Annotated in this window: 22 protein-coding genes and 1 tRNA gene; 2 read left to right on the top strand and 21 right to left on the bottom strand. The window is 38.7% G+C overall.

Features of this window, described 5'->3' with window-relative positions; genetic code table 11:
• Positions 1 to 59: 59 nt before the first annotated feature.
• The 3 genes from G4Z05_RS02410 to mutS form a co-directional block, all read right to left on the bottom strand.
• Positions 60 to 509 (bottom strand): hypothetical protein, encoded by a 450-nt coding sequence (locus G4Z05_RS02410; protein ID WP_163184119.1) that lies wholly within the window; start codon positions 507 to 509, stop codon positions 60 to 62.
• 145 nt (positions 510 to 654) lie between these two features.
• Positions 655 to 2,550, bottom strand: coding sequence for a DNA mismatch repair endonuclease MutL (gene mutL, locus G4Z05_RS02405; RefSeq protein ID WP_038541312.1), 1,896 nt, complete (start codon positions 2,548 to 2,550; stop codon positions 655 to 657).
• 21 nt (positions 2,551 to 2,571) lie between these two features.
• On the bottom strand, positions 2,572 to 5,175 hold the full coding sequence (gene mutS, locus G4Z05_RS02400) for a DNA mismatch repair protein MutS (RefSeq protein WP_200878205.1): 2,604 nt from the start codon (positions 5,173 to 5,175) through the stop codon (positions 2,572 to 2,574).
• Positions 5,176 to 5,420: 245 nt separating this feature from the next.
• On the opposite strand from mutS, the gene G4Z05_RS02395 reads away from it, so the two are divergent.
• Both G4Z05_RS02395 and G4Z05_RS02390 read left to right on the top strand, forming a co-directional pair.
• Positions 5,421 to 6,176, top strand: coding sequence for a YwaF family protein (locus tag G4Z05_RS02395; RefSeq protein ID WP_163250297.1), 756 nt, complete (start codon positions 5,421 to 5,423; stop codon positions 6,174 to 6,176).
• A gap of 125 nt (positions 6,177 to 6,301) precedes the next feature.
• Positions 6,302 to 6,375, top strand: a tRNA-Arg gene (locus tag G4Z05_RS02390).
• Between the two features lie 111 nt (positions 6,376 to 6,486).
• Here G4Z05_RS02390 and G4Z05_RS02385 read toward each other — a convergent pair.
• From G4Z05_RS02385 to ymfI, 18 genes are all read right to left on the bottom strand, one after another.
• A complete protein-coding gene (locus G4Z05_RS02385; protein WP_163250296.1) occupies positions 6,487 to 7,221 on the bottom strand; it encodes a TerC family protein in 735 nt (244 codons plus the stop codon).
• 160 nt (positions 7,222 to 7,381) lie between these two features.
• Positions 7,382 to 8,170 carry an ABC transporter ATP-binding protein gene (locus tag G4Z05_RS02380; RefSeq protein WP_163250295.1) on the bottom strand — a complete coding sequence of 263 codons (789 nt, stop codon included), beginning with the start codon at positions 8,168 to 8,170 and terminating at the stop codon, positions 7,382 to 7,384.
• A gap of 130 nt (positions 8,171 to 8,300) precedes the next feature.
• Positions 8,301 to 8,768 carry a flavin reductase family protein gene (locus tag G4Z05_RS02375; RefSeq protein WP_163250294.1) on the bottom strand — a complete coding sequence of 156 codons (468 nt, stop codon included), beginning with the start codon at positions 8,766 to 8,768 and terminating at the stop codon, positions 8,301 to 8,303.
• Positions 8,769 to 8,956: 188 nt separating this feature from the next.
• On the bottom strand, positions 8,957 to 9,502 hold the full coding sequence (locus G4Z05_RS02370) for an outer spore coat protein CotE (protein ID WP_163250293.1): 546 nt from the start codon (positions 9,500 to 9,502) through the stop codon (positions 8,957 to 8,959).
• A gap of 206 nt (positions 9,503 to 9,708) precedes the next feature.
• A complete protein-coding gene (locus tag G4Z05_RS02365; protein WP_163250292.1) occupies positions 9,709 to 10,164 on the bottom strand; it encodes a YlbF family regulator in 456 nt (151 codons plus the stop codon).
• A gap of 1 nt (position 10,165) precedes the next feature.
• The gene (gene miaB, locus G4Z05_RS02360; RefSeq protein WP_163250291.1) at positions 10,166 to 11,710 is read right to left on the bottom strand and encodes a tRNA (N6-isopentenyl adenosine(37)-C2)-methylthiotransferase MiaB; all 1,545 of its coding nucleotides are present in this window, start codon (positions 11,708 to 11,710) and stop codon (positions 10,166 to 10,168) included.
• Positions 11,711 to 11,903: 193 nt separating this feature from the next.
• Positions 11,904 to 12,770 (bottom strand): 2-oxoacid:ferredoxin oxidoreductase subunit beta, encoded by an 867-nt coding sequence (locus tag G4Z05_RS02355; RefSeq protein WP_163250290.1) that lies wholly within the window; start codon positions 12,768 to 12,770, stop codon positions 11,904 to 11,906.
• Positions 12,771 to 14,504 carry a 2-oxoacid:acceptor oxidoreductase subunit alpha gene (locus tag G4Z05_RS02350; RefSeq protein ID WP_163250289.1) on the bottom strand — a complete coding sequence of 578 codons (1,734 nt, stop codon included), beginning with the start codon at positions 14,502 to 14,504 and terminating at the stop codon, positions 12,771 to 12,773.
• Between the two features lie 478 nt (positions 14,505 to 14,982).
• Positions 14,983 to 15,243: a stage V sporulation protein SpoVS gene (gene spoVS, locus G4Z05_RS02345; RefSeq protein WP_038541258.1), complete on the bottom strand. Its 261-nt coding sequence runs from the start codon at positions 15,241 to 15,243 to the stop codon at positions 14,983 to 14,985.
• Positions 15,244 to 15,462: 219 nt separating this feature from the next.
• The gene (locus tag G4Z05_RS02340; RefSeq protein WP_163250288.1) at positions 15,463 to 16,260 is read right to left on the bottom strand and encodes a TIGR00282 family metallophosphoesterase; all 798 of its coding nucleotides are present in this window, start codon (positions 16,258 to 16,260) and stop codon (positions 15,463 to 15,465) included.
• 96 nt (positions 16,261 to 16,356) lie between these two features.
• Positions 16,357 to 17,916, bottom strand: a complete 1,560-nt coding sequence (gene rny, locus G4Z05_RS02335; RefSeq protein WP_038541253.1) for a ribonuclease Y — start codon at positions 17,914 to 17,916, stop codon at positions 16,357 to 16,359.
• A 306-nt stretch (positions 17,917 to 18,222) separates the two neighbouring features.
• Positions 18,223 to 19,263, bottom strand: coding sequence for a recombinase RecA (recA, locus tag G4Z05_RS02330; protein WP_163250287.1), 1,041 nt, complete (start codon positions 19,261 to 19,263; stop codon positions 18,223 to 18,225).
• 272 nt (positions 19,264 to 19,535) lie between these two features.
• Complete coding sequence (locus G4Z05_RS02325; protein WP_163250286.1) at positions 19,536 to 20,789, bottom strand: competence/damage-inducible protein A; 1,254 nt, start codon at positions 20,787 to 20,789, stop codon at positions 19,536 to 19,538.
• 25 nt (positions 20,790 to 20,814) lie between these two features.
• The gene (gene pgsA, locus G4Z05_RS02320) at positions 20,815 to 21,393 is read right to left on the bottom strand and encodes a CDP-diacylglycerol--glycerol-3-phosphate 3-phosphatidyltransferase (protein WP_163250285.1); all 579 of its coding nucleotides are present in this window, start codon (positions 21,391 to 21,393) and stop codon (positions 20,815 to 20,817) included.
• 321 nt (positions 21,394 to 21,714) lie between these two features.
• Positions 21,715 to 22,626, bottom strand: a complete 912-nt coding sequence (locus tag G4Z05_RS02315; RefSeq protein WP_163250284.1) for a RodZ domain-containing protein — start codon at positions 22,624 to 22,626, stop codon at positions 21,715 to 21,717.
• A gap of 25 nt (positions 22,627 to 22,651) precedes the next feature.
• Complete coding sequence (locus tag G4Z05_RS02310; RefSeq protein ID WP_163250283.1) at positions 22,652 to 23,437, bottom strand: DUF3388 domain-containing protein; 786 nt, start codon at positions 23,435 to 23,437, stop codon at positions 22,652 to 22,654.
• A 188-nt stretch (positions 23,438 to 23,625) separates the two neighbouring features.
• Positions 23,626 to 23,871, bottom strand: a complete 246-nt coding sequence (locus tag G4Z05_RS02305; RefSeq protein WP_038541234.1) for a DUF3243 domain-containing protein — start codon at positions 23,869 to 23,871, stop codon at positions 23,626 to 23,628.
• A gap of 83 nt (positions 23,872 to 23,954) precedes the next feature.
• Positions 23,955 to 24,677 (bottom strand): elongation factor P 5-aminopentanone reductase, encoded by a 723-nt coding sequence (ymfI, locus tag G4Z05_RS02300; RefSeq protein WP_163250282.1) that lies wholly within the window; start codon positions 24,675 to 24,677, stop codon positions 23,955 to 23,957.
• Positions 24,678 to 24,726: the final 49 nt, after the last annotated feature.

Here is a 24,726-nt window from a genome sequence, read left to right as displayed (position 1 = left end):
TAGATTTAAAGCCGCATACCAGCCTGTTTACTTGTAAGGCAAATGGTATGCGGCTTTTGTTATACTTCACCATGCTTTTTTCTTAACTTATTAAAATAGAGAAAGACGGGTAGAGGAATCACAATAAAACCTAAGCTTTTAATGATTTGATTTTTGGCCTGTACCTTTGTGCGATTTTGCTCGTCTTTTACCGCTTGTTCATAACTAGCCCGAAGTTCCTCTTCTGTCAAAGCTTTTTCGTTTTCCTCTTTCGTCACTTCACTCTGTTTCATCATTTTATATTCTTCGTAGCTTTGGTAATAGGACGGCGGACTGACTAAATCGGCAGCTGCCATAAAAATGGAAATACCGCCACCAATGACCATCATTAAGGTTGCAAATAATACTAAATAGATATATAGATGCCGGAACACTGACTCTCCCCCTTTTTCATTCGATTTCAAAGCAAAATTTATCACAAAAATGATTAACAATACCGGTATAAGAATGACAAATAGACCCAATACCACCGTTGCCCACCCCTATTATGCATGCTTCTTTCCATATTACTCTATTATAATTGGCCAAAAAACGTTTTATTCCTGCCTCCATCACGTTTATTTTTCATCATAAAAACAAAAGTCCAACTCTAAATCGAGTTGGACCATGTATGAATTACATCACCCGCTTAAACATCTTTTCCATTTCATAAATGGAGTAATGCACGATAATGGGCCGGCCGTGCGGACAAGTAAAAGGATCGGATGCTTTTCTTAAATCATCAAGCAATGCTTGGATTTCATCGTTTCGAAGATGACGGTTTGCTTTAATAGAGGCTTTGCAACTCATCATGATGGCAGCTTCCTCTCGTAAGATTTTGATATCGACCTTTTTCATGGATAATAGCTGCTCAATCATCTCTTCGATAATTTCTTTTTCTACCCCTTTTGGAAACCATTGTGGATGAGATCGAACAATAAAGCTATTTGGGCCAAATTCCTCGAGAAATACCCCTACCTTTTCAAGCTCGGCTTTATGTTCGGTAATTTTTATATATTCATCTGTCGAATACTCAAAAGTTAACGGTATGAGCATTTCCTGTAACTCAGACGCGACCTGTCCGACTTTTTCCCTAAAATATTCATACTTCAAGCGTTCTTGTGCGGCATGCTGATCAATGATATACAAGCCATTTTCATTTTGAGCAAAAATATAGGTGCCATGCATCTGACCGATGGGATACATCCGTGGAACACGGCTCTCAACCTGATTCTCTTCACGAATAGAATGAGTGATATCGTTATCCTCTACCGTTTCTTCCTTCCGCTCTTTCTCTTCGATATCCTCCACAGAGGCAAGCGGCTCTTTATATGAAGTTTCCTTCTCCCATACAGGTGGTTCATGGACCTGCTGTGCTTTCTTCAAGTCTGATCCTATTTCTGGCATGGTATAAGATGAGACCGGACGTTCTTCTTTAGAATGGAAGGAAGTAACACTTGGTGTAATGGTCCCCTCATTCAGATCCAATGCCGTTTGTTCCGTCTTAGGCACTTCTTTTTTCACAGGTGTAGCGGTTGGAATCAAAACTTTTGATTGAAAGGCATTTTTTATCGTCCTTGTCACTAGTTCATTCAGTTCTTTTTCTTTACTGAAACGGACTTCCATTTTGGATGGATGGACATTGACATCCACTAACAATGGATCCATTTCAATGTTAAGAAGGACGATTGGATACCTTCCAATAGGCAAAAGTGTGTGGTACCCCTCTTGGACGGCCTTCACTAAAGGATAGTTTTTGATAAAACGACCGTTTACCATGGTGGAAATATAATTTCTTGAAGCTCTTGTCACTTCAGGCATGGAAGCAAATCCGCTCACCTTATAATCTAACGAACTTCCTTCAATCGGCACGAGCTGCTTTGCAATGCTTAATCCGTAAATCGAAGAAAGCACCTGCCGGACATCACCATTTCCGTTTGTTTGCAGCAGCTTCCGCCCATTATGAACCAAACGGAAGGCCACCTCTGGATGAGATAATGCAAGACGATTCACTACATCTGTGATATTCCCTAATTCCGTATGAATTGTCTTCATATATTTCAGACGGGCTGGAGTATTGAAAAATAAATCGGTAACCGTGACATCTGTCCCCCGTCTTGCCGACGCTTTTTCAAAAACCTCTACTTTTCCTCCCTCAATCACCACTCGATGACCGACACCTTCGCCGGTTGAGGTCTTCATCTCCAATCTGGACACGGATGCGATACTTGGAAGGGCCTCACCACGGAAGCCGAGTGTTCGAATTCGGAATAAATCATTTTCGTTTTTAATTTTGGAAGTGGCATGACGCTGGAAAGCAAGAAGCACATCATCCTCTTCAATGCCGTTTCCATTGTCCAGTATTCGAATTTTAGCCAGTCCTGCCTCTTCTACTTCAATTTCAATCACAGAACTGCCAGCATCAATCGAATTTTCCACGAGTTCTTTGACGACAGAAGCAGGGCGTTCGACGACCTCTCCCGCCGCAATTTTATTGGATAGGGCATCATCTAATTGGATAATTTTCCCCATGATGTCCTCCTCCTTCCTTCCTTACCCCTTTAACATTTTCTGAAGTTCGTACAAAACATTCATCGCCTGGAGTGGGGTGATATCCAGCAAATCTAGTCCTTTCATTTTGTCGAGGACTTTCTTTTCTTTGTCTGAAAGCTCGGATTTTATTGGTTCTACTGGTGTATCGAAAAATGACAATTGTTCCGGTTGCTCCACTTTTTCAGTAGGAATGGCTGCATTTTCATTCCTTTGAGTATCTGAGACAGTTGACTGTTCCAGCGTTGTTAAAATTTCATTTGCTCTTTCAATGAGTTCTGATGGTAATTCCGCTAATTGAGCGACATGGATACCATAACTTTTATCAGCTGGACCCTCTTTAATTTTATGAAGGAATACCACCTTCCCATTATGTTCGACGGCACTAACATGGATATTCTTTAATTGCGCAAGTTCTTTCTCTAATACAGTCAATTCATGATAGTGGGTGGAGAATAAGGTTTTTGCACCTATTCGATTGTGAATATATTCAATAATGGCCTGGGCCAGTGCCATACCGTCATAGGTCGATGTTCCGCGCCCTATTTCATCAAATAAAATTAAGCTATTTTGCGTTGCATTGGCAATCGCATTTTTTGCCTCAAGCATTTCAACCATAAATGTACTTTGCCCGGAAATTAGATCATCGGCAGCCCCAATTCTAGTAAACACTTGATCAAAAATAGGTAGGACCGCTTCTGTCGCCGGAACAAAGCATCCAATTTGCGCCAGTATCGCTGTCAATGCAATTTGACGCATATACGTACTTTTCCCTGACATATTTGGACCAGTAATGAGCAAGACTTCACGATCACTGTCCATAAAGCAGTCATTTGGAACGTACTCTTGGGCATTTAACACTTTTTCAACAACTGGATGGCGTCCATCCTTGATGACTACACGGCGTTCCGAAGAAAATTTTGGTTTAACATATCGACGTTCTTCACTTACCTGAGCAAAACATTGTAAGACATCGAGCTCACTAACCGTTTTCGCTAATGCCTGCAGACGTGGAATATATTCTTTTACCGTTTCACGAATTTCCGTAAACAATTCATACTCGAGCTCGCCGATTTTTTCTTCTGCTTGTAAAATTAACGCTTCTTTTTCCTTCAATTCAGGAGTGATAAAGCGTTCTGCATTTGTTAACGTCTGTTTCCGCTCATATCGTCCTTCCTCTAATAGATGAAGGTTCGCTTTTGTCACTTCAATATAATAGCCAAACACACGATTATACCCAACCTTTAACGATTTGATCCCGGTTTTCTCCCGTTCTTCGCGCTCTAATTGGGCAATCCATGTTTTTCCGTTTCGGCTGGCATCGCGGTATTGGTCAAGCTGAGCATGATACCCATCACGGATGATGTTTCCCTCTTTTAATGATAGCGGAGGATTATCCACAATCGCCCGTTCTAAAAGATCTGTCACCTCTTCACATGGATCGAGGCGTTCAATGAGTCGGTTCATCTCTTCGCTTCCGATCGATTGAAGAATTTGCTTTAAATATGGCACTTGTAATAAAGATTGTTTTAATTGCACTAAATCGCGGGCATTTACATTTCCGAAAGCAACCCGGCCTGCCAGACGCTCCAAATCATATACTTCCTTCAATTTTTCACGAAGTTCTTGGCGTTCAAAATAGTAGTTCATCAATAATTCAACGAAGTGATGACGTTGTTCGATTTTTTCTCGGTCAATCAACGGACGGTCAATCCATTGCTTTAACATCCTTCCGCCCATCGCTGTCTTTGTTTCATCCAAGAGCCATAATAAAGAACCTTTCTTTCCTTTTGTGCGGATCGTTTCTGTTAATTCTAGATTTCGTTTCGAGTAATAATCAATTTTCATAAATTGATGGATTTGATACGTAGATACGGGCTGGAGATGGTCCAAACTTCTTTTTTGCGAGCGGTATAAATAATGAAATAATCTAGCGGCGGTCTGTTTGAGTTTGTCTTGATTCAAATCTTCGAGTAGGTGGGAAAACTTCCTATCTATTGAACTTTGATCCTCATAAGATATGACAAGTACATTCCGCTCCCGCATTTTCTTTTGCCATTCACCGTCAAAGTCACTAGCAACGACGACTTCCTTTGCTCCTAAAACAGCAATTTCGTTCAATACTTCTTCCAGATTGTTGGATAATAACGTGACTTTGCTTTCCCCTGTGGAGATATCATTATATGCTAGTCCAAAGGTTTGGTCTTCAAAAGCTGTAACCGAAACAATATAGTTATTTTCTTTCTCCATTAACCCTTTTCCGTCCATCACGGTACCAGGAGTGATGACTTGAACGACCTCACGCTTCACCACGCCTTTTGACTGCTTCGGATCTTCAATTTGTTCACAAATTGCAACTTTGTATCCTTTTGAAATGAGCTGTTCAATATAGTTAGCTGCTGAATGGTACGGGACTCCACACATCGGAATCCGTTCCTCGGCCCCACCATCCCGGCTAGTTAATGTAATTTCTAATTCTTGAGATGCTTTAATCGCATCTTCAAAAAACATTTCGTAAAAATCACCTAAACGAAAAAATAAAAAGGCATCCTGATAATCTGCCTTGACTGTTAAGTATTGCTGTATCATCGGCGTATAAGAAGCCATAATTTCCTCCAAACTATTAATCATTCGAGTATCTTCGACAAACTATTATATCATATTTTGCTGTAACTTTATGAACCAGAATAAACCTATCTTCATTTTTCCAATCCCTTCCAAACTCTTTCATAGAAACCTTCTCTAAAATCCAATAGGATTTTGTCATAATTTGAAAGACAAATCTTCTTTAACAGAATGAGTAAAAACCTCATAATGAAAGTAAGCCTACATTTGAAATGAGGGGATCCTGATTGGACTGGTTCGGTTCAAATTATCAAATGAATCCATTTAAAATGTTCTCCATTAGTCATATCGTTGTAATTAGTATTCTTATCTTCGTTTCCATGATGATATTTTGGAAGAAAGAAAGATTAAAAGATGATAAATGGAGGCGTTATGAAATCGCAGCTGCCATTTCCTTACTTGGCATAGAAGCGCTTTATCATTTATGGATGTTTGTCGGTGGCATGTGGAAGGTAAGCCATTCCCTTCCATTAGAATTATGCAGTATTAGTTTGTTTCTAACCGTATTATTATTAATAACAAAAAAGAAACTCATCTATGAAATTTTATTATTTACTGCCTTATTAGGGGCATCACAAGCTTTGATCACTCCTTATCTCAACTTTGATTTCCCACATTTCCGATTCTTTCATTTCTTTTATACTCATCTAATGATGATTTGGGTCGTCTTATATTTTACATGGGTTAAAGGGTATCGACCTACTTTATGGTCCATTGTGAAACTATGTGTGTTTTTAAATGGTTTATTGCCGGTTATCCTATTGATCAACAAACGTGTTAGCGGAAACTATTTCTTTCTAAGTCATAAACCACCCGGACCAAGCTTGCTTGATTTATTGGGCCCCTATCCATACTATATTCTTTCAATGGAAGCACTCCTGATTGTCCTAAGTATAGTGATTTGGTTCATTTTTAGGGATAAAAGTGATAAGAGAACAACTCCTAAAAATGATCCATACCTCAAAAAGCCTTATTTCCAATAAAAAGCAGAACATTCCTGACTATTGGGAAAATACCTATCCTACTAGAAAAATGTTCCATGATTATTGTTTTTTTTATTGACCTTTATCCATGTTCGAATTATAATAAAAAACGTTCCCAATCAGATGTCTCAGTAGCTCAGTAGGATAGAGCAACAGTTTCCTAAACTGTGGGTCGGAGGTTCGAATCCTCTCTGGGACGCTAAAAAACCCTTGCCTTAGCAAGGGTTTTTATTTTTGACGTAAGATTATCATATTCAGGAAAAATATTTCTTTCTTCATATTTATCTTATTCAAAAAAACTCTCTCCATCCTAAACCGTTGGTTCATTACCGGAGTCCTTTCTTATCCAATGGACAATAAACGTTCCCAAGAAGGTACAAATAAGTAACCCAAAGAATACGATTTCATTCATATGGTATCCAAATGGTGAAACAATCATTTTTACCCCTATTATAGCGATTAACACAAAAGAAGTTGCTTCAAACTCTGGTACCCTTTTTATCAATCCGAGAAATAATTGTGCTGCTCCCCTCATCATTAATATGCCAATGATTCCACCGAGAAATAAAACCCATTCTTGATCAGAAACACCTAGGGCGGCCACAATACTATCAATACTAAATGCAATGTCCATCATCTCAACGGTCAAAATCGTTCCCCAAAACCCCCATTGATGTCGAGCGACTTCCTCTTCCTCCACCTTATCCTGAAGTAGATTTTTTAAAGCGATGTATAACAAATAATGTCCGGCGACGATCATGATCCACCCTTTTTGAATAAAAGCAATGCCAATGCCAATGATTAAAAATCGGAATAAATAGGCACCAAAAATCCCGTAAAATAGGGCTTTCCTACGCTGTTCTTTTGGTAAATGCTTTACCATCACCGCTAACACCAGCGCATTGTCGGAGGATAATAATCCTTCTAATAGGACCAGTGAACCAATGACTCCCCAGCTATACGGATCTAAAAATATTTGTTCGAAAGCCTCTAGCGAGAAAAATGCTTGATAATGATCAATGATTTCTTGTAGAACCTTCTCCATTTTATTATTTTCTCCTTTTCTATTCCCGTTGTCAGACAATCTACTTCCGAAATGAATGTCCTTTTCTAGAAATGTATGATAGGAATCACCATATATGTCCCAAGAAAAATAAAAAGCGATCCATCACGGACCGCTAATTATCATCACAGACATTGTATGCTTATTTTTGTAATTGTAATTTTGATAAAGAAGGTCGACCATTCTGCCAACGAACATGGACGGGTAGACCAAAATATTCTGATAGTTGTTCCTCTGTTAGGATTTCGTCCGTTGCCCCCGCAGCAAAAACTTGTCCTTCTTTTAATAACATCGTTTTATTAAATAATGGTAAGATCTCTTCCACATGGTGGGTAACGTAAATAATCGTTGGTGCCTTAATGTTTTTTCCAATGATCTCAATAGATTCTAACAATTTTTCGCGAGCAATAAAATCAAGCCCATTGGAAGGTTCGTCTAAAATTAATAATTCAGGATCAGCCATGAGTGCCCGTGCAATTAATACACGTTGCTTTTCTCCTTGGGATAAGGTTTCGTAGTTTTGGTTGGCATACTCCATACACCCTAGCTCCTCCAGCAGACGAATGGCCTTTTTTCTCATTTCATCCGTCGGTGTTTCGTAAAGTCCAATCGAGGCAAATGCTCCGCTTAATACTACCTCAAAGGCATGATCCCCTGGATAAAATTTTTCTTGAAGGGAAGAAGATACGAAGCCGATTTTCCTTCGCAATTTTTCGCCGAGATACGTTTTACCGAACTCCATCCCTAGCACATGGATACTCCCGGTTGTTGGAAACAAGTATGCATTTAATAGATTTAAAATGGCCGTTTTTCCGGAACCATTTAAACCAAACAGCACCCAATGCTCTCCTTTTTCAATTTGCCAATTTACGTTTTTTAAAATATGCTTCCCATCCCGAACCAATGTAACATCCTTTAATTGTACGATCATTTCTATTTCCTCCAGTAAACTTGATTAAGTAATATATTATCAAAATTTTTAAAAAATAGAAACGAAAGAACAATAGAATTCATCCGGATATGGAAAGCTTCAAATATGAAAAGGTATGAACATACATTTTTTATTCTGCTAGTGAACGATATTGTCCACTATAATAAATAAGCGGATCTCCCCTATGTTCATTCACCTGTAGCTCTTTCACTTTTCCAATAAACAATGTATGATCCCCTTCCACATGTGCGGCTGTAACCTCACATACTACTTGGGCAATTGCCCCTGGCAATACCGGCACTCCACCAAGTTGATCAAATGAAACTTCCCGATTTTCTTTTAGTTGACCAGCAAAAATCATGGAGAGTTCCTTTTGTTCTGCAGAAAGGATATTTACAGAAAACTGTTTGCTTTTTTTCATGTATTCAAGCATTTGTGCTTTTTCTGCTATGGAGACTACTACAAGTGTCGGATTCAGGGAGACCGACATAAACGCATTCGCTGTCATACCGTGAACTTTTCCTCCCACCTTTGTAGCCACCACTGTCACACCTGTTGCAAATTTCCCCATCGCCTGTCGAAAAAGACGTTCATTCATCGTGATTCCCCCTTGAAATTATCCTCCATTCATGACTATGTCTAAGAGCGGCCAATCATGAATAAACCTTTCACCTATTAACTTTGGGTAGGAAGGTATGATTTTTTTTATGTTGAATATATTCATTATTAATCATCCATTTACACTGAAAAGAAAAAAACTAGGAAGCAAAAACCTCCTAGTTCATTTTATTCTTCTTCTCCACCAACTAAGAAATCGGGATTTAGATCTTCAAACTCTTCGTCATCTACATCCAATCCCCATTCATCCTCATGGTCTTCACAGCCTTCGGGATTGACCCGAACACAAATTTTAGTCTCACCAATTACCTCAACAAGAAACTCTCTTTCCACATGAACAATGATTTTATTCCCATTTGGAGAAATCACTGCTTCACATGTATTAGGCTGTTGAAGAACTTTAGCCACAATTTCATTGTCTTCCAAGCAATCGTGATCACGGTATTTTAACTTAATGACATCTGTATAATGTACACGTTCAGTTACAACTTCTGTTTTCGTATTATCATTATAGGAGTACCATACATTGATGTCATAAGAGCCGTGAATTTCGACTGTCTTGCCAACTTTTTTCGCGTTGTATTTATGGTTGATAACCCAACAACCTAACACGCTTGTCGGATTATGTGCCGGGCTAATCGTATGATTGGACTTGGTGTACTTTCGTCCTTTCGCTACTACGGCCTTCGCAAATATCTCTCTATATTCTCCCATTTCGCGCGAACCCTCCTCATTCAGTTTCATTTCATCCTATGCGAATGTCTAGACTAGTGTGAAAGTAAATCTTGGAATGCTGGAAAAAGTTTATTCATGATTTCATCATATGCGGGATGTCTAGGTGTGTGCCTTTGGACAAATGCTTAGATAAATAGATAAAAAAAAATAAGCCAAGACTTTTAGAAAGTCTTGACTTATCATCATTAATGGTCATGATCGCAATCATTATGCCCTGCACATGCAGCGCCGCCATTTCTCAAACTGGCACCTGTTTCACCACGGAGTAAATCCCCGCCTGTTGAAATGATAATTTCATCTGTGACAGTATTGGAAATAGTGGTAGCAATGAGCTGAAGCAAATCATTGACTTCAACTTGTGATTGTTTAAATTCTTGTACAACCGGAATTTCATCTAATTCTTGCTCAAGGGAAGCCAATTTTGCTTCAACCTTTTTTAATGCTTCTGGTTTCCCATAGTGTTGCAGATTGACAGCTTGTTTCTGTAACCCTTTTATATCGGAAATTAACATACGCACTTTCGGATTTTCATGAATTTTTGCTTCTGCGCGTTTGAAAAAGTCCACTTCATCAGTTTCTGCAATCATGCGTGCCAATTCTTTTGCACGAGCGACGATTTCGTCTTTTGTATACTTCGCCACCTTATTTCACCTCTGCCGCTTCTAATTCTTCCACCATTTCTCCGTTTAATGACCATGTTTTTGCTTCAGTAATTTTTACTTTCACAATTTTTCCAATCGCTGATTTCGGACCAGTAAAGTTAACCAGTTTATTCTTTGTTGTATAACCAGCAAGAACGTCAGAATTATTCTTACTTTCACCATCAACAAGAACCTCTACAATTTGGCCCTCATATTTCTTCATCGCTTTTGCGGAAAGTTCATTTACTAGATTATTTAATCGTTGCAAGCGTTCCTTTTTCACTTCCATAGGGACATTGTCCTCCATTTTTGCTGCTGGAGTACCTTCCCTTGGAGAGTAAATAAAGGTATAAGCGGATTCAAATCCAACTTCACGGTAAAGAGATAGAGTTTCTTCAAACTGCTCTTCTGTCTCATTTGGATATCCAACGATAATATCTGTTGTTAAGGCAACATCAGGGATCGCTGCTTTAATTTTTCTTACAAGTTCAAGATATTGTTCACGCGTATATTTTCGTGCCATAATTTTCAACACTTCAGTTGAACCTGATTGAACTGGCAAATGAATATGATTCATTAAGTTACCGCCTTTAGCCAATACTTCAATCAAGTGATCATCAAAGTCACGTGGATGGCTGGTTGTAAATCGGATCCGTGGAATATCGATTTTACGAAGCTCATCCATCAAATCGCCAAGGCCATATTTCATATCTTCAAAATCTTTACCATACGCATTCACGTTTTGACCTAGTAACGTAATTTCTTTGTAACCTTGTGCTGCTAACTGACGTACTTCTTGAATGATTTCTTCCGGACGACGGCTGCGTTCTTTACCACGAGTATAAGGCACAATACAATACGTACAGAACTTATCACAGCCATACATAATGTTAACCCATGCCTTGATATGACCACGGCGTTCTTTTGGAAGGTTTTCAATGACGTCACCTTCCTTAGACCATACCTCTACCACCATTTCTTTTGACATATACGCTTCATTTAAGATATGCGGCAAACGGTGAATATTATGGGTTCCGAAAATCATATCTACATGTTGATACATTTTTAAAATTTTGTTTACGACTGATTCCTCTTGGGACATACAACCGCAAACCCCAAGTAATAAATCAGGGTTTTCCATTTTTAATGCCTTAAGATGTCCTAGCTCACCAAATACCTTGTTTTCCGCATTTTCACGAATCGCACAAGTATTTAATAGAATCACATTAGCATCTTCTGGGCGCTCAGTTGGCTCATATCCTAAAGCTAAAAAGATACCCGCCATTACTTCCGTATCATGCTCGTTCATTTGACAACCATATGTTCGAATATAGAATTTTCGGCCATTTCCCATTCCACGAAATTCTTCTGGAATAGCAAAGTCATTATGGTATTTTACTTCCTCTTTCCCACGTTTTTTCGCTTCTTTCAGAGAAGGAGCAGTGATAACACGTTCAAAGTATTTGCTGTAATCCTTGGCGGATTTTTTGTCCGAAGAATTAGCAGCGACTGCTTGCTGACCTTCTAATCGTTGTTTTTCATTCATGATTTATGTGATCCCCTTTCTAGAGATAATTCATCTTCAAAAATTTTTATTTCGTGCATAAAGATTGGGGGTTATCTGCACATTATTATAGTATAAAGCTTTATGGATATGAAAACAATAGCAAATCTAGGGCATTCACCCATGCAAAAAAAAATCCCGAGATTCTCACTCGGGATTTTTTTTAAAATATTACTTACATAAACTCAGCTACTAATTTATCAAAATAACTTTGATCAAGTTTTAGATCAGCTTTTGATAGTGGAGTTTCTGAATAGCCATGAACTAATTCTTGGTAAGATTTTTGTTCTGTATTTTGATAAATCAGACCAGTAACTAATCCATTATATTTCATTAATGTTTGCATGGCCATTTCACGGTTATGTGGGTCATAGCCTTCCACATCACTTAGTTTTGTAAGATTTTCTTTAAACCAATCATAAGTATTAACCTTATTATACGTTACGCAAGGGCTGAATACATTAATTAGGGAGAAGCCCTTATGTTTAATTCCTGCTTCAATTAAAGCAGTAAGATCTTTTAAGTCGGTTGAAAAGCTTTGAGCAACAAATGTTGCACCAGCAGTAAGAGCCAATTCCATTGGAGAAATCGCTTGTTCAATGGATCCAGCTGGAGTTGACTTTGTTTTAAAACCTGCTGCAGAACGAGGGGACGTTTGTCCTTTTGTCAATCCATAAATTTGGTTATCCATTACAATATAAGTGATATCAATGTTACGGCGAATGGCATGAACGGTATGAGCCATCCCAATCGCAAATCCGTCTCCGTCACCACCAGAAGCGATTACGGTTAGGTCCCTGTTAGCCATTTTCACTCCCTGTGCAATTGGAAGAGCACGGCCATGGATTCCGTGAAAACCATAAGAGTGAATATATCCGGAAATACGTCCTGAACAGCCGATACCAGAAATGACAGCTAAATTTTCTGGCTCTAAGCCAACATTGGCAGCCGCACGTTGTAATGCCGCTTGTACAGAGAAGTCACCACAGCCGGGGCACCAGTTAGGTTTCACATCATTTCTAAAGTCTTTAAAAGTGGCCATTTAGAACAACTCCTTACATTTTGAATAAACTTCATGAGGCAGGAACGGATTTCCGTCATACTTCAAATGATTCACAATTTTATTGGCATGACCAACATTCATTTTTAAAATATTGGCTAATTGTCCAGTCGCGTTATTTTCTACAACCACAACTTTTTTTGCTGATTGAACAAGTGGAAGAACCTCGTCAGTTGGGAATGGATGAATTAAACGAATATGTGCATGGTTCACTTTTAATCCATCTTTTTCAAGGCGTTCCATCGCTTCTTCAATTACCCCACGTGTAGAGTTGAAACCAACGAATAAAACATCTGCTTCTTCATGCTTCACATTTTTATGAACTGGGGTATTAAAGCGAATATTTTGGATTTTGCGCATCCGCTTATCCATTTGTGCTTTACGGTTTTCCGCTAATTCAGACGGTTTACCTGTCTCCGCATGTTCAACACCTGTTACATGGTGGATTCCATTTTTCATACCTGGAAGAACACGAGGGGATATACCATCTTCTGTTACTTCATAACGTTTGAAATAAGCCTTACCTTCCAATTCAGGAAGCTCATCTGTGATTAATTTACCTCGTCTAATTTCAACTTTGTCAAAGTTTAATGGTTCAACGGTTTGTTTACCTAAAGATAATTGCAGATCCGATAATACAATTACTGGTACTTGATATTCCTCAGCAAGGTTGAAAGCTTCTGCTGTATCATAGAATGCTTCTTCTACTGTACTTGGTGCCATTACAATTTTCGGAATTTCACCATGAGTACCATAAATCATTGCCATAAGGTCTGATTGTTCTTGCTTCGTTGGCAATCCAGTAGAAGGACCGCCGCGTTGGGTGTCTACAATTACAAGCGGAGTTTCAGTCATACCGGAAAGGCCGATTGCCTCCATTTTTAAAGAAAGTCCAGGACCTGCTGAAGCAGTAAGTGTGCGTACACCTGCATAGTTCGCACCAATCGCCATGGTAGCAGCAGCAATTTCATCTTCTGTTTGAATAACCGTACCACCTAAAGCAGGTAATTTCTTAATTAAATATTCCATGATTTCAGAAGCTGGTGTAATTGGGTAAGCAGCCATAAAACGGCATCCGCCTGCAAGTGCTCCGAGTGCGATTGCATCGTTACCAATCATAAACATCCGTTTTTTGCCATCTGCTTTTGCCAGTTGCATGGTTCGAACCCCAGACAGGTTCGCCGACATATTATCAAATCCGGCTTTAATAGCTTCCATGTTTTTAGCCACAACTTGGTCGCCTTTTTTACCGAAAATTTCCTTTACAACTTCTTCAAATACTTGAATATCTAAATCTAAAAGAGCAGCAGTAGCACCAATTGCCACCATGTTTTTCATTAAAGAAGTTCCAAGTTGAGTAGCAATTTCTGTAAATGGTACCGCATACAATGATGCTTCTGTATCTTCCGGTTTTTTCGGGTTAAACTTCGCATCTGCCAAGATTACGCCTTTACTATGAAGCTCTTTGTAGTTGAAATCAATAGTTTCCTGGTCAAACGCTACAAGGATATCAAGATCATCAGCGATTGAACGAACTTGTGTCGTACTTACTCTGATTTTGTTGTTAGTATGACCGCCCTTAATACGTGATGAAAAGTGACGATAACCATACAAGTAATATCCCAGGCGATTCAATGCGATTGCAAAGATTTCCCCTGTACTTTCAATACCTTCCCCTTGTTGTCCGCCAACTTTCCATGAAAGTTGATTGATCATGACTTACACCCCTTTGGATATGTAAAAGATAAGTAAATGAATGTATTAATAGTGTAGCACTTCTCCAAGTAAATCACTAGAAATTAGCCTTTATCTTAAAGACAAGACTAGAGATATGGATATGTACTAAACGCTTTCAATTCTAGACCTATAAAGTAAAAAATGCAACCCTTTCTGACGAAATATTGTCTAAAATATGTATATTTTTTTATTATTATAAACTAGTTGATTTTTATAGTTAGAATTGCTGGATAAAATTGGTAAAACACCTGAAAACCTTTACATTTTCTAAATAGATTCTATAAACGTTCCACTAGTACTTTCCAATAAAAAAGTGTTTTAGAATAATAATTTTATTTTTTCATTACTATCATTCTGACTGTAGAGAACTGCCCATAAAAACAAAAAACCTGCTTTTTCAAACAAAGCAGGTAAATGGGATAAACCTCTCTCTCTTTCTATAGACCAATCATAGACATTACCTAGGTTCTACAATTAGTTTTATAGCTGTGCGCTCTTCTCCGTCAATTAAAATATCGGTAAATGCAGGAACACAGATCAAATCAACTCCGCTAGGTGCTACAAACCCTCTTGCAATTGCTACTGCCTTTACGGCCTGATTTAATGCACCCGCGCCTATTGCCTGTATTTCTGCTGCCCCTCTTTCACGCAGAACTCCGGCAAGTGCACCAGCTACAGAATTAGGATTAGATTTTGCTGAAACTTTTAATATTTCCATTCCTAGCTCCCCCTTGTAAAATCCCGATTCCGCATGATTAGTTCATGAACAAATCAGGTTATAACATTCCACTGCTACTATATTCATATCCTCCGAAACATATTCCAGCTTGGTCAAAAAAAAGTATCAGAGTGGAGAGAAAATTCAACGTATAAACCGCTAGGAAGCTTGTGTTCGATTTTTCTTAAAGTCAAAAAAAAGAGCAAAATACCTTTGCTCTTACATGTACAACGGGTGATCTTCATTAATTAAAATGGTTTCAATATGTTTAGCTAATCCTGTTTTTGAATCCAATTCAATCGCTACAGCACTTAACTGATTTCTCCCTTTTGTAGGGACTTCAAATCGAACAGGTAAGCTCGTTAAGAATCGTTTTAATACTGCCTCCCTGTCCATCCCTAGAATGCCGTCATATGGCCCTGTCATGCCTACATCCGTTAAATAAGCCGTACCCCCAGGTAAAATTCTATGGTCGGCGGTTTGCACATGGGTATGGGTTCCGATTACAGCCGATACTTTCCCATCCAAATACCAACCTAGTGCTTGTTTTTCACTTGTTACTTCTGCGTGAAAATCAACAAAGATAAAAGGGGTTCGCTCCCTTGCTTGAGCAACCAATTCGTCAGCCATTTTAAATGGACAATCAATCGGATTCATAAACGTTCGGCCTTGTAAATTGATGATGGCTAATTCGTATTCATTCATTTTTACGAAAATAATCCCTTTCCCAGGAGTACCATCTGGAAAATTCGCTGGTCGTACTAAATATTTGGCCTCATCAATAAACTCGAATATTTCACGGTTATCCCAAGCATGATTCCCTAGTGTTATTGCTTGAGCCCCTTGTTCCAAAAATTGTCGATATATTTTTTCCGTAATTCCTCTTCCACCAGCAGAATTTTCCCCATTAATAATCGTAAAATGAGGACGATATTTTTCCTTTAGTTTTGGCAAATATTCTTTCACCATATCTCTTCCTGGTGAACCAACCACATCGCCGATAAAAAGTATTTTCATGTTATTCCCTTTCATTAAAAAATTCACTCATTATCATATTTTATCAATTTATTAATAAAAATTCACATAAAAATAAAGCGGCGCATACGCACCACTTTATTTTGCATATTCTACAGCCCGTGTTTCACGGATAACTGTTACTTTAATATGTCCCGGATAATCAAGCTCTTCTTCAATCCGCTTGCGAATATCGCGAGCTAATCGATGTGCAGCTAGATCATCAATTGTATCCGGCCTTACAATAATCCGTACTTCACGACCAGCCTGAATAGCAAAAGATTTTTCAACCCCTTCATAGGATTCTGAAATCTCTTCAAGCTTTTCTAGGCGACGGATATAGTTTTCCAATGTTTCACTGCGCGCTCCTGGTCTTGCGGCGGATAATGCATCCGCTGCCGCTACAAGAACAGCAATGATCGAAGTTGGAGCTGTATCACCATGATGGGAAGCAATACTATTGATGACAACAGGGTGTTCCTTATATTTCGTAGCAAGTTCCACCCCGATTTCAACATGGCTTCCTTCTACTTCATGGTCAATCGCTTTTCCGATATCATGCAATAGACCTGCACGTCTGGCCAATGTTTCATCCTGTCCAAGCTCGGCGGCAAGCAAACCGGAAAGTTGTGCTACCTCGATTGAATGCTTTAACACATTTTGTCCGTAGCTTGTACGGAATTTCAAACGGCCAAGAATCTTGATAAGGTCTGGATGAAGCCCGTGAACCCCCACTTCAAATGTAGTTTGTTCACCAACTTCACGGATATGCTCATCCACTTCCCGGCGGGATTTTTCGACCATTTCCTCAATTCTCGCAGGGTGAATGCGCCCATCCTGTACAAGCTTTTCAAGGGCCAAGCGAGCCGTTTCACGACGAATAGGATCGAAACCTGATAGAATAACAGCCTCAGGAGTATCATCAATGATTAAATCAATTCCTGTTAAGGTTTCAAGTGTACGAATGTTTCGTCCTTCACGTCCAATAATTCGGCCCTTCATCTCATCGTTTGGAAGGTTAACAACCGATACAGTTGTCTCTGCTACATGGTCAGCAGCACAGCGCTGGATCGCAAGCGAAAGAATTTCCTTCGCCTTTTTGTCTGCTTCCTCTTTCGCACGATTTTCGCTTTCTTTAATCATCATGGCGGTATCATAAGCAAGTTCTTGCTCGGTCCGCTCAAGAATGATTGCTTTCGCTTCCTCACGAGTTAAGCCTGAAATTCGCTCGAGTTCTGCTTGTTGTGTACGTACCAACTCGTCCACTTTGCTTTCCATCTCTTCAATATGCTGTTGTCTTTGGTTTAGAGAATCATCCTTCTTTTCTAAAAGAATTTCACGCTTATTTAACGTTTCATCCTTTCGATCTAAATTCTCTTCTTTTTGCAGTAAACGGTTTTCTTGTTTTTGCAGTTCATTTCTTCGTTCACGAACCTCACGTTCTGCTTCCGTTCGAAGCTTGTGAATTTCATCCTTTGCTTCTAGCAGAGCTTCCTTTTTAAGCGACTCTGCATCGCGTTTAGCATCTTCTAGAATTTGCTCTGCAGCATTTCTAGCGCCTGCAATTTTTGCTTCAGCAATGGATCTACGAATAAAATAGCCAACAACGGCACCGACGATAAGGCCAAGCAAAATGGAGAGGATCGTATTTGGTTCCATCGTTCCACCTCCTCTTGCTATGAACTTTTGTTACATTTTAAGTGTCGGCATGTACATTGTTTAGACTCAACATACAGCAAGCACTAAGGCTTTTTCACAATAAAATATTACTAAAATGTAAAATATACATGTCCATTGTATAGGCGGGAATATTGATTGTCAAGGTTTACTCAAAATCCCAGTTTGAAATATTTCGAAAAAATAAATTGTATGTTATTGGAAGTTATTGTATTTTTATCAGCGTTATTGAATAAATATTCAATTATAAAATAGAGCAAAGCCTGACAATAGACTTTGCTCTTGACATTAATCTAATAGCTCAAATTGCTCGTCTTCTTCTATCTCAGAAACCGTTTTTATTGCGTCCAAACCATAATGTTCACGAATTTGTTGAGCTATTTCATTACGAACATCAGGGTTTTCCTTCAAGAAGAGCTTTGCATTTTCACGTCCTTGTCCAAGTCTCTCATCATTATAAGAGTACCATGAACCGCTCTTTTGAATAATATCCAATTCCGAGCCTAAATCAATGATTTCTCCTTCTTTAGATATACCTTCTCCATACATAATATCTACTTCAGCAGTACGGAAAGGAGGAGCTACTTTATTTTTTACCACTTTAATCTTAGTTTTGTTTCCGACCATGTCATTACCTTGTTTTAACTGCTCTGCACGGCGGACTTCAAGACGGACTGTGGAATAGAACTTCAATGCACGTCCCCCAGGTGTCGTCTCAGGGTTACCAAACATAACTCCAACCTTTTCACGGATTTGGTTGATAAAGATAGCAATCGTTTTCGATTTATTGATCGCACCTGATAGTTTACGAAGGGCTTGGGACATTAAGCGGGCTTGCAATCCAACATGAGAATCTCCCATTTCTCCTTCGATTTCTGCTTTTGGAACTAAGGCGGCTACAGAGTCGATAACGATAATATCAACAGCACCGCTTCGCACTAGAGCTTCTGCAATCTCAAGTGCTTGTTCCCCTGTATCAGGCTGAGATAATAATAATTCATCAATATTAACACCTAATTTTTGGGCATAAGTCGGGTCTAGAGCATGCTCCGCATCAATAAATGCTGCCTGCCCGCCTTGTGCTTGCACTTCTGCAATGGCATGCAGAGCAACAGTAGTTTTACCAGAGCTCTCTGGTCCATAGATTTCGATAATCCGTCCCCTAGGATATCCCCCGACCCCAAGTGCTGCATCAAGTGCTAGGGAGCCGCTTGGAACCGTTGAAATTTTTGTTTCCTGCTGTTCTCCCATTTTCATGATGGAACCTTTACCAAATTGTTTTTCTATTTGTTTTAATGCCATTTCTAAGGCAGCCTTGCGGTCACTCACAAATAGTTCCTCCTTTTATAAATAAATGAAATGAATGACTGAAATCAAAAAACCTATTAATAATATAACCTCTTTTTTACTATTTGTCGAGAAAAAACACGAACATTTATTCGACCATTTTCCGGTCTTTTAAATTTGAAAAATCAAACATATTGAACTATATAAAAATAAATTTCTAATGAATTTTGAGATAATAATGGCATTTCGCTTCAATGTCAGAAAATTATCATCATTCAACAATTCGACTACTGTCACAAAAAAATACAGGACACCTAAATCGCGTCCTGTAATTCTCTCAAATATTTTAACAAGAAATAACAGCCGTATCTTACAGCCCGATTCCGGTTCGCTCCACGCGAACCACTTAATTTGATTCTTTCAACAATGGATGGTCTTCCTTTTAAGGCAATCCCTATAAAAATCGTACCGACTGGCTTCCCTTCCAATTCATCCGGGCCTGCCACACCTGTAAAACTTATTCCAATATCTGTCCCAAAGATTTTCATCACATTTTCCGCGAGTTCACGTGCACACTCCTCGCTGACTGACCCATACGTCTCAAGTGTTTCTTGCTTAACTTGCACTAAATCCTGCTTGATTTCATTGGAGTAACAGACAATTCCACCTTTAAATATGGAACTTGCCCCAGAAATAGAGGTGATCTCCTGCTGGAATAGCCCACCAGTTAAACTTTCAGCAGAAGTAATCGTCCATTTCCTTTCTTTTAAAACATTAGCTAATTCAACAAATAAAGTCGTATTTTCATAGCCATAAATATACTGGCCGACTCGCTGCCTGATTTTTGCCTCCACTTCATCCAGCATGGCTTGTGCTTTCATCTCATCCCTATGCTTTGCCGTAAGCCTTAAGGTTACATCCCCTTCTCCAGCTAGAGGAGCAACGGTTGGATTTTTTTGTTCATCAATAATGTCCATTATTTCTGTTTCTAATGCTGCTTCCCCAATCCCGAAAAAGCGAAGAACTCTAGAAACAATTTGTTCCTTAGCTCCTGTCAGTAACGCAAGCTCCTTACTTCCATAATTCAAAAACATTGGTTCCATTTCTTTAGGAGGACCAGGAAGGAGCATATAAATATGACCGCCGGATTTTAGCACCATCCCTGGTGCCATCCCATGATCGTTTGGCAAGACTAGGGACCCTTCCAAAATCAATGCCTGCTTCCGGTTATTTTCCGTCATCACTCGGTTCGTTCGTTTGAAATACTGCTCAATTGTCTCCAATGCTTCATTATTCATAACCAACTCAGTGCCAATGTGACGGGCAATCGTTTCTTTTGTTAAATCATCCTTTGTCGGTCCAAGTCCACCAGTAAAAATAATGATTTTTGAACGACTTTCAGCAATTTTTATCGCCGATTTCAACCGATCAGGGTTGTCACCAACGACTGTATGATAATAAACATCAATTCCAAGCCCAGCTAATTGCTGAGATAGAAAACGAGCATTTGTATTCACAATTTGGCCTAAAAGCAGTTCTGAACCAACTGCGATAATCTCAGCATTCACTGCTCTTCACTCCTCAACCCAACCATTACTTTGAATTTTTTAATATATGACTGTTTTTGGCAAAATAGTCCCATCCTGACCAAATAGTAAAGAATAAAGCCACCCATAATGCTAACATGTCAAAACGGAATGGAATCATAGCAAAAATAGTATTATGTAATAATAAAGAAGAGATCGCAATTATTTGTGTCCATGTTTTAATCTTACCAAGCATGTTGGCAGCAACAACCTCCCCTTCGCCTGCAAGTAACAGCCGAAGTCCGGTAACAGCAAATTCCCTGCTTATGATGATAATGACGATCCAAGAAGGAGCAGAACCTAGTTCTACAAGAACAATTAAAGCTGCCGACACAAGAAGCTTGTCCGCCAATGGATCAAGAAATTTCCCCATATTTGTTACGAGATTGTACTTACGCGCAAAATAGCCATCCACCCAGTCAGTGGTGGAAGCTAAAATAAAAATTAATGCTCCCACAAAATGAGTAACAGGAAGATCCGCACCTAAAAGATGCATATTTCCCCAATCAAAATCATAAAGCATAATAATCAAGAATAATGGGATCAATAATATCCTTGATACAGTGATTTTATTCGGTAAATTCATTCAATTTCCTCCTAATAGATTAAGCCAAAATGCCAATATGTGTCTTTACTAAAGATGAAATTTATCTTTGAGAATGGACAAGCAGAAGTGTCCCCTTGAAGCGAGTTAGCCTCGCTCTCCTCCCTACGAGAAGTCAACATCGATTCGCCTTTTGGCTCATCGTATTTCCTTTATCTCAGTTGGAGGACATCACATGGAAAGCTTCCGCAGCATCATCATCGCACGACCGAAAGCGATAGCTTTTGGGAGGAGGCCATACGCTGTTGGACAGGGTGCCTCCGCTTTTCTAATTCTAATGAGAAAATAGTCATCAATTGATGACTATTCGTTCTTTGGAACAAATTGAATCGTAATGTCCTGCCGAACCTTATCAGCTGGGTTGATTTGATACTCCAATTTCTGATCATTCACATAAATATCGGCATCCAGTGTTCTCCCTACCACGATAATCGCTTCACTTTCACCGGTTAGATCAGCCGTATAGCTATCTGTCTCACCAGCTTTTAATGTTCCTGAATAAAATGATTTTCCTTTTCCATTTCTAATATTTATCCAGGATTCACCTTTTGAAACCACTTTGACAATAAATTTATCCGCGTTTGTTAATGAATACGTTGTTTTCCTACCGCTTGTTGTAACCACTGCCAATTCTTGAGTTGGCACATTTTGAGTAGAAGTCTTTTCTTTTTCTTCTTCTTTCGTTTGATTTTCTACTTTTTCCTTTTCTTTTGAAGATGATTTCTCTTTCTCAACTTCTTTCGCGTTTTCTAGATTTTCTGATTTGACATATTTAACTGGTTCATTTTCACTACTGACTTGCTCATTCGGATCTTGACCGACTTTACTAGCATAAAAATAATAAATCACACTCGCAATACTAATGACAAATACTGCGATTAGTATTTTCGGTAAAATATCATAGATTTTAGAATGGCCTTGGGAAATTTTCTTATGTGTTTTTACTCTAGACAGCTTTTGTGGCAATTCCTCATTATAGGACGCTGGAATTTCATTTTTATACGTTTCAAAAATCTCCTCAGGATTCAAACCTAAACTTTCTGCATATTGCTTTATAAAAGCGCGAACATAAAAATTACCAGGCATACCTGAATAGTTGCCTTCTTCAATTCCAACAAGATATCGTTTTTGGATTTTTGTTATCGTTTGTACATCTTCCAAACTTAATCCTTTCGCTAATCGGGCCTCTTTTAATCGGTTCCCTAATTCAGACACATGCTAACACCTACCAATTATTTTATCAATCAAAAGCTCCAAAGTCGGATCCGGAAAACAAATTATGCTGTTCGACTATTTCATATGTAATTTCTTCATCTGGATGATTCCTAAGCTCAATAATATAATCAAAATCATCAAGAGTATATTCAGAATTTTGCACAAAAATATCAGGATGTTCTATCACTTTAACAGAGGGCAGTCTCATTATTTCTCTTACTAATTGCCAATGTCTTTCATTTGCCCGTCTTGTTGAAACAATCCCATCAATGATGAACAAATTATCCGTATTGTATTCATCCTCGATGAGTTGGTTTCGAATCGTTTGTTTTAATAATGTAGAAGAAACAAATAACCAACGTTTATTGGCACATACACTAGCTGCAACAAGTGATTCGGTTTTTCCCACACGAGGCATACCACGGATTCCAATTAGTTTATGGCCTTCCTGCTTAAACAATTCTGCCATAAAATCAACTAATAATCCAAGTTCATCTCTGACAAAGCGGAATGTTTTTTTATCATCCGCATCTCTCTGAATATAGCGACCATGTCTGACAGCGAGCCTATCACGTAATTTCGGCTCCCTTAGTTTCATTACTTTTATTGTATCCATTGTATTTAAAATTGACTCAAGCCTTTTTATTTGATTATCATCTTTTGCTAATATTAATAATCCACGTCTTCCTTCATCTACACCATTTATCGTAACTATATTAATAGATAGCATTCCTAAGAGGGATGAAATGTCACCTAATAAACCTGGACGGTTTTTCTTGATTTCATATTCTAAATACCATTCTTTTTTCATGCAGCAGTGTACCCCCTTAACAAAAAATTTCGACAAAATTTGTCATACCCCCATTACCTAACCCTTATCATAAATGATTTTGCTGGAAGATGAAAGCAAAAACATTCTTTGAAAACGATATCATTCAAGAAAATATATACCCTGAATTTATGTATAAAAAAAGAGAGGAGTTGGCTCCTCTCTACCTTTTAATGTTGTACAAGCTTAACCATGATATTGGCAATTGCTTGTTGCTCTTCTTTACTTGCAACAGACCACATATCCGCAAGAATTCTTTCTTGCTCATTTTTTGGTTCCACTTGTTTTGCTAAATAATCCCCAATTTGATAAGCTAAACTGCTGATTGCTCCTTCGCTCATTCCTTCATTTTTTGCTTGTTGAAGACGCTCGCCAAGGAAATCTTCCCATTGTTTCCAGTTATCTAAAACAGACATGGTCTTTACCTCCCTATAGAAATGGTACACGGTTATTTTGCGATAGGACGACCGAAACTATACGTTGTGATTCATTTTATTTTTTATGTATACCAACCACCATTTACCCCTAATACTTGTCCTGTTATATAGCTTGAATCGTCTGACAATAAAAATGCTACAGCCTTAGCAATTTCTTCTGGTTGACCAAGTCTGCCCATTGGTATTTCATAAGCAAGCTGATCGATTTCATCTTTTGTAAATCCTTCCAACATTTTTGTTTCGATGGCTCCAGGTGCAATCGCATTGACTCGAATACCGTTTAATGCAACTTCTTTACTTAACGATTTCACAAAGGCAAGTTGTGCACCCTTTACCATGGAATAAGCCACTTCACAAGATGCGCCAGTTTGCCCCCAAATGGAAGAGATGACAATAATATTACCAGATCCTTTTTTTAATAATTTCGGCAGTAATTCTTTTGTCAAAAGCAGGGGATTTAATACATGTACATTTATTAACGCTTCCGCTTCTTCGTGATTTAAATCTACGAGAAGGCCATAATGACTCATACCACCACAATGGACAATGGCATCAAGCGCAAAAATTTCTGAATGGATCTTTTTATATCCATCTGTCTTTGCTAAATCTGCGTGTATGGGTATATATTCTCCACCATATGGTTTTAACCGATTCAATAAATCGCGAATTTTCTCTTGGTTTTGATTGTAATGCAAGTATAGGTGATACCCTTTTTCTGCTAGAAGGCAAGCAACCGCTTGTCCAATTCCACCGCTAGCTCCCGTAATTAAGACAAATTTCTTCATTGATTTCACTCTTTCTCCATTTTAAAAGTCCACAGAAAAAGCGCCGGAC

Origin of the sequence: Neobacillus thermocopriae (genome assembly GCF_010975035.1) — a bacterium.
Classification (GTDB): Bacteria; Bacillota; Bacilli; order Bacillales; family Cytobacillaceae; genus Neobacillus; species Neobacillus thermocopriae.
This window is presented reverse-complemented; position numbering and strand designations above follow the sequence as displayed.

Excerpts from the sequence above, each read along its gene's own strand:
- mutL (WP_038541312.1), bottom strand. The coding sequence starts at position 2,550 with ATGGGGAAAATTATCCAATTAGATGATGCCCTATCCAATAAAATTGCG.
- spoVS (WP_038541258.1), bottom strand. The coding sequence starts at position 15,243 with ATGGAAATATTAAAAGTTTCAGCAAAATCTAATCCTAATTCTGTAGCT.
- mutS (WP_200878205.1), bottom strand. The coding sequence starts at position 5,175 with ATGGCTTCTTATACGCCGATGATACAGCAATACTTAACAGTCAAGGCA.
- G4Z05_RS02305 (WP_038541234.1), bottom strand. The coding sequence starts at position 23,871 with ATGTCTGTTTTAGATAACTGGAAACAATGGGAAGATTTCCTTGGCGAG.
- G4Z05_RS02370 (WP_163250293.1), bottom strand. The coding sequence starts at position 9,502 with ATGGGAGAATATAGAGAGATATTTGCGAAGGCCGTAGTAGCGAAAGGA.
- pgsA (WP_163250285.1), bottom strand. The coding sequence starts at position 21,393 with ATGAATTTACCGAATAAAATCACTGTATCAAGGATATTATTGATCCCA.
- miaB (WP_163250291.1), bottom strand. The coding sequence starts at position 11,710 with ATGAATGAAAAACAACGATTAGAAGGTCAGCAAGCAGTCGCTGCTAAT.
- ymfI (WP_163250282.1), bottom strand. The coding sequence starts at position 24,677 with ATGAAGAAATTTGTCTTAATTACGGGAGCTAGCGGTGGAATTGGACAA.
- rny (WP_038541253.1), bottom strand. The coding sequence starts at position 17,916 with ATGGAACCAAATACGATCCTCTCCATTTTGCTTGGCCTTATCGTCGGT.
- G4Z05_RS02340 (WP_163250288.1), bottom strand. The coding sequence starts at position 16,260 with ATGAAAATACTTTTTATCGGCGATGTGGTTGGTTCACCAGGAAGAGAT.
- G4Z05_RS02355 (WP_163250290.1), bottom strand. The coding sequence starts at position 12,770 with ATGGCCACTTTTAAAGACTTTAGAAATGATGTGAAACCTAACTGGTGC.
- G4Z05_RS02350 (WP_163250289.1), bottom strand. The coding sequence starts at position 14,504 with ATGATCAATCAACTTTCATGGAAAGTTGGCGGACAACAAGGGGAAGGT.
- G4Z05_RS02385 (WP_163250296.1), bottom strand. The coding sequence starts at position 7,221 with ATGGAGAAGGTTCTACAAGAAATCATTGATCATTATCAAGCATTTTTC.
- G4Z05_RS02375 (WP_163250294.1), bottom strand. The coding sequence starts at position 8,768 with ATGAATGAACGTCTTTTTCGACAGGCGATGGGGAAATTTGCAACAGGT.
- G4Z05_RS02380 (WP_163250295.1), bottom strand. The coding sequence starts at position 8,170 with ATGATCGTACAATTAAAGGATGTTACATTGGTTCGGGATGGGAAGCAT.
- G4Z05_RS02310 (WP_163250283.1), bottom strand. The coding sequence starts at position 23,437 with ATGAAAAAAGAATGGTATTTAGAATATGAAATCAAGAAAAACCGTCCA.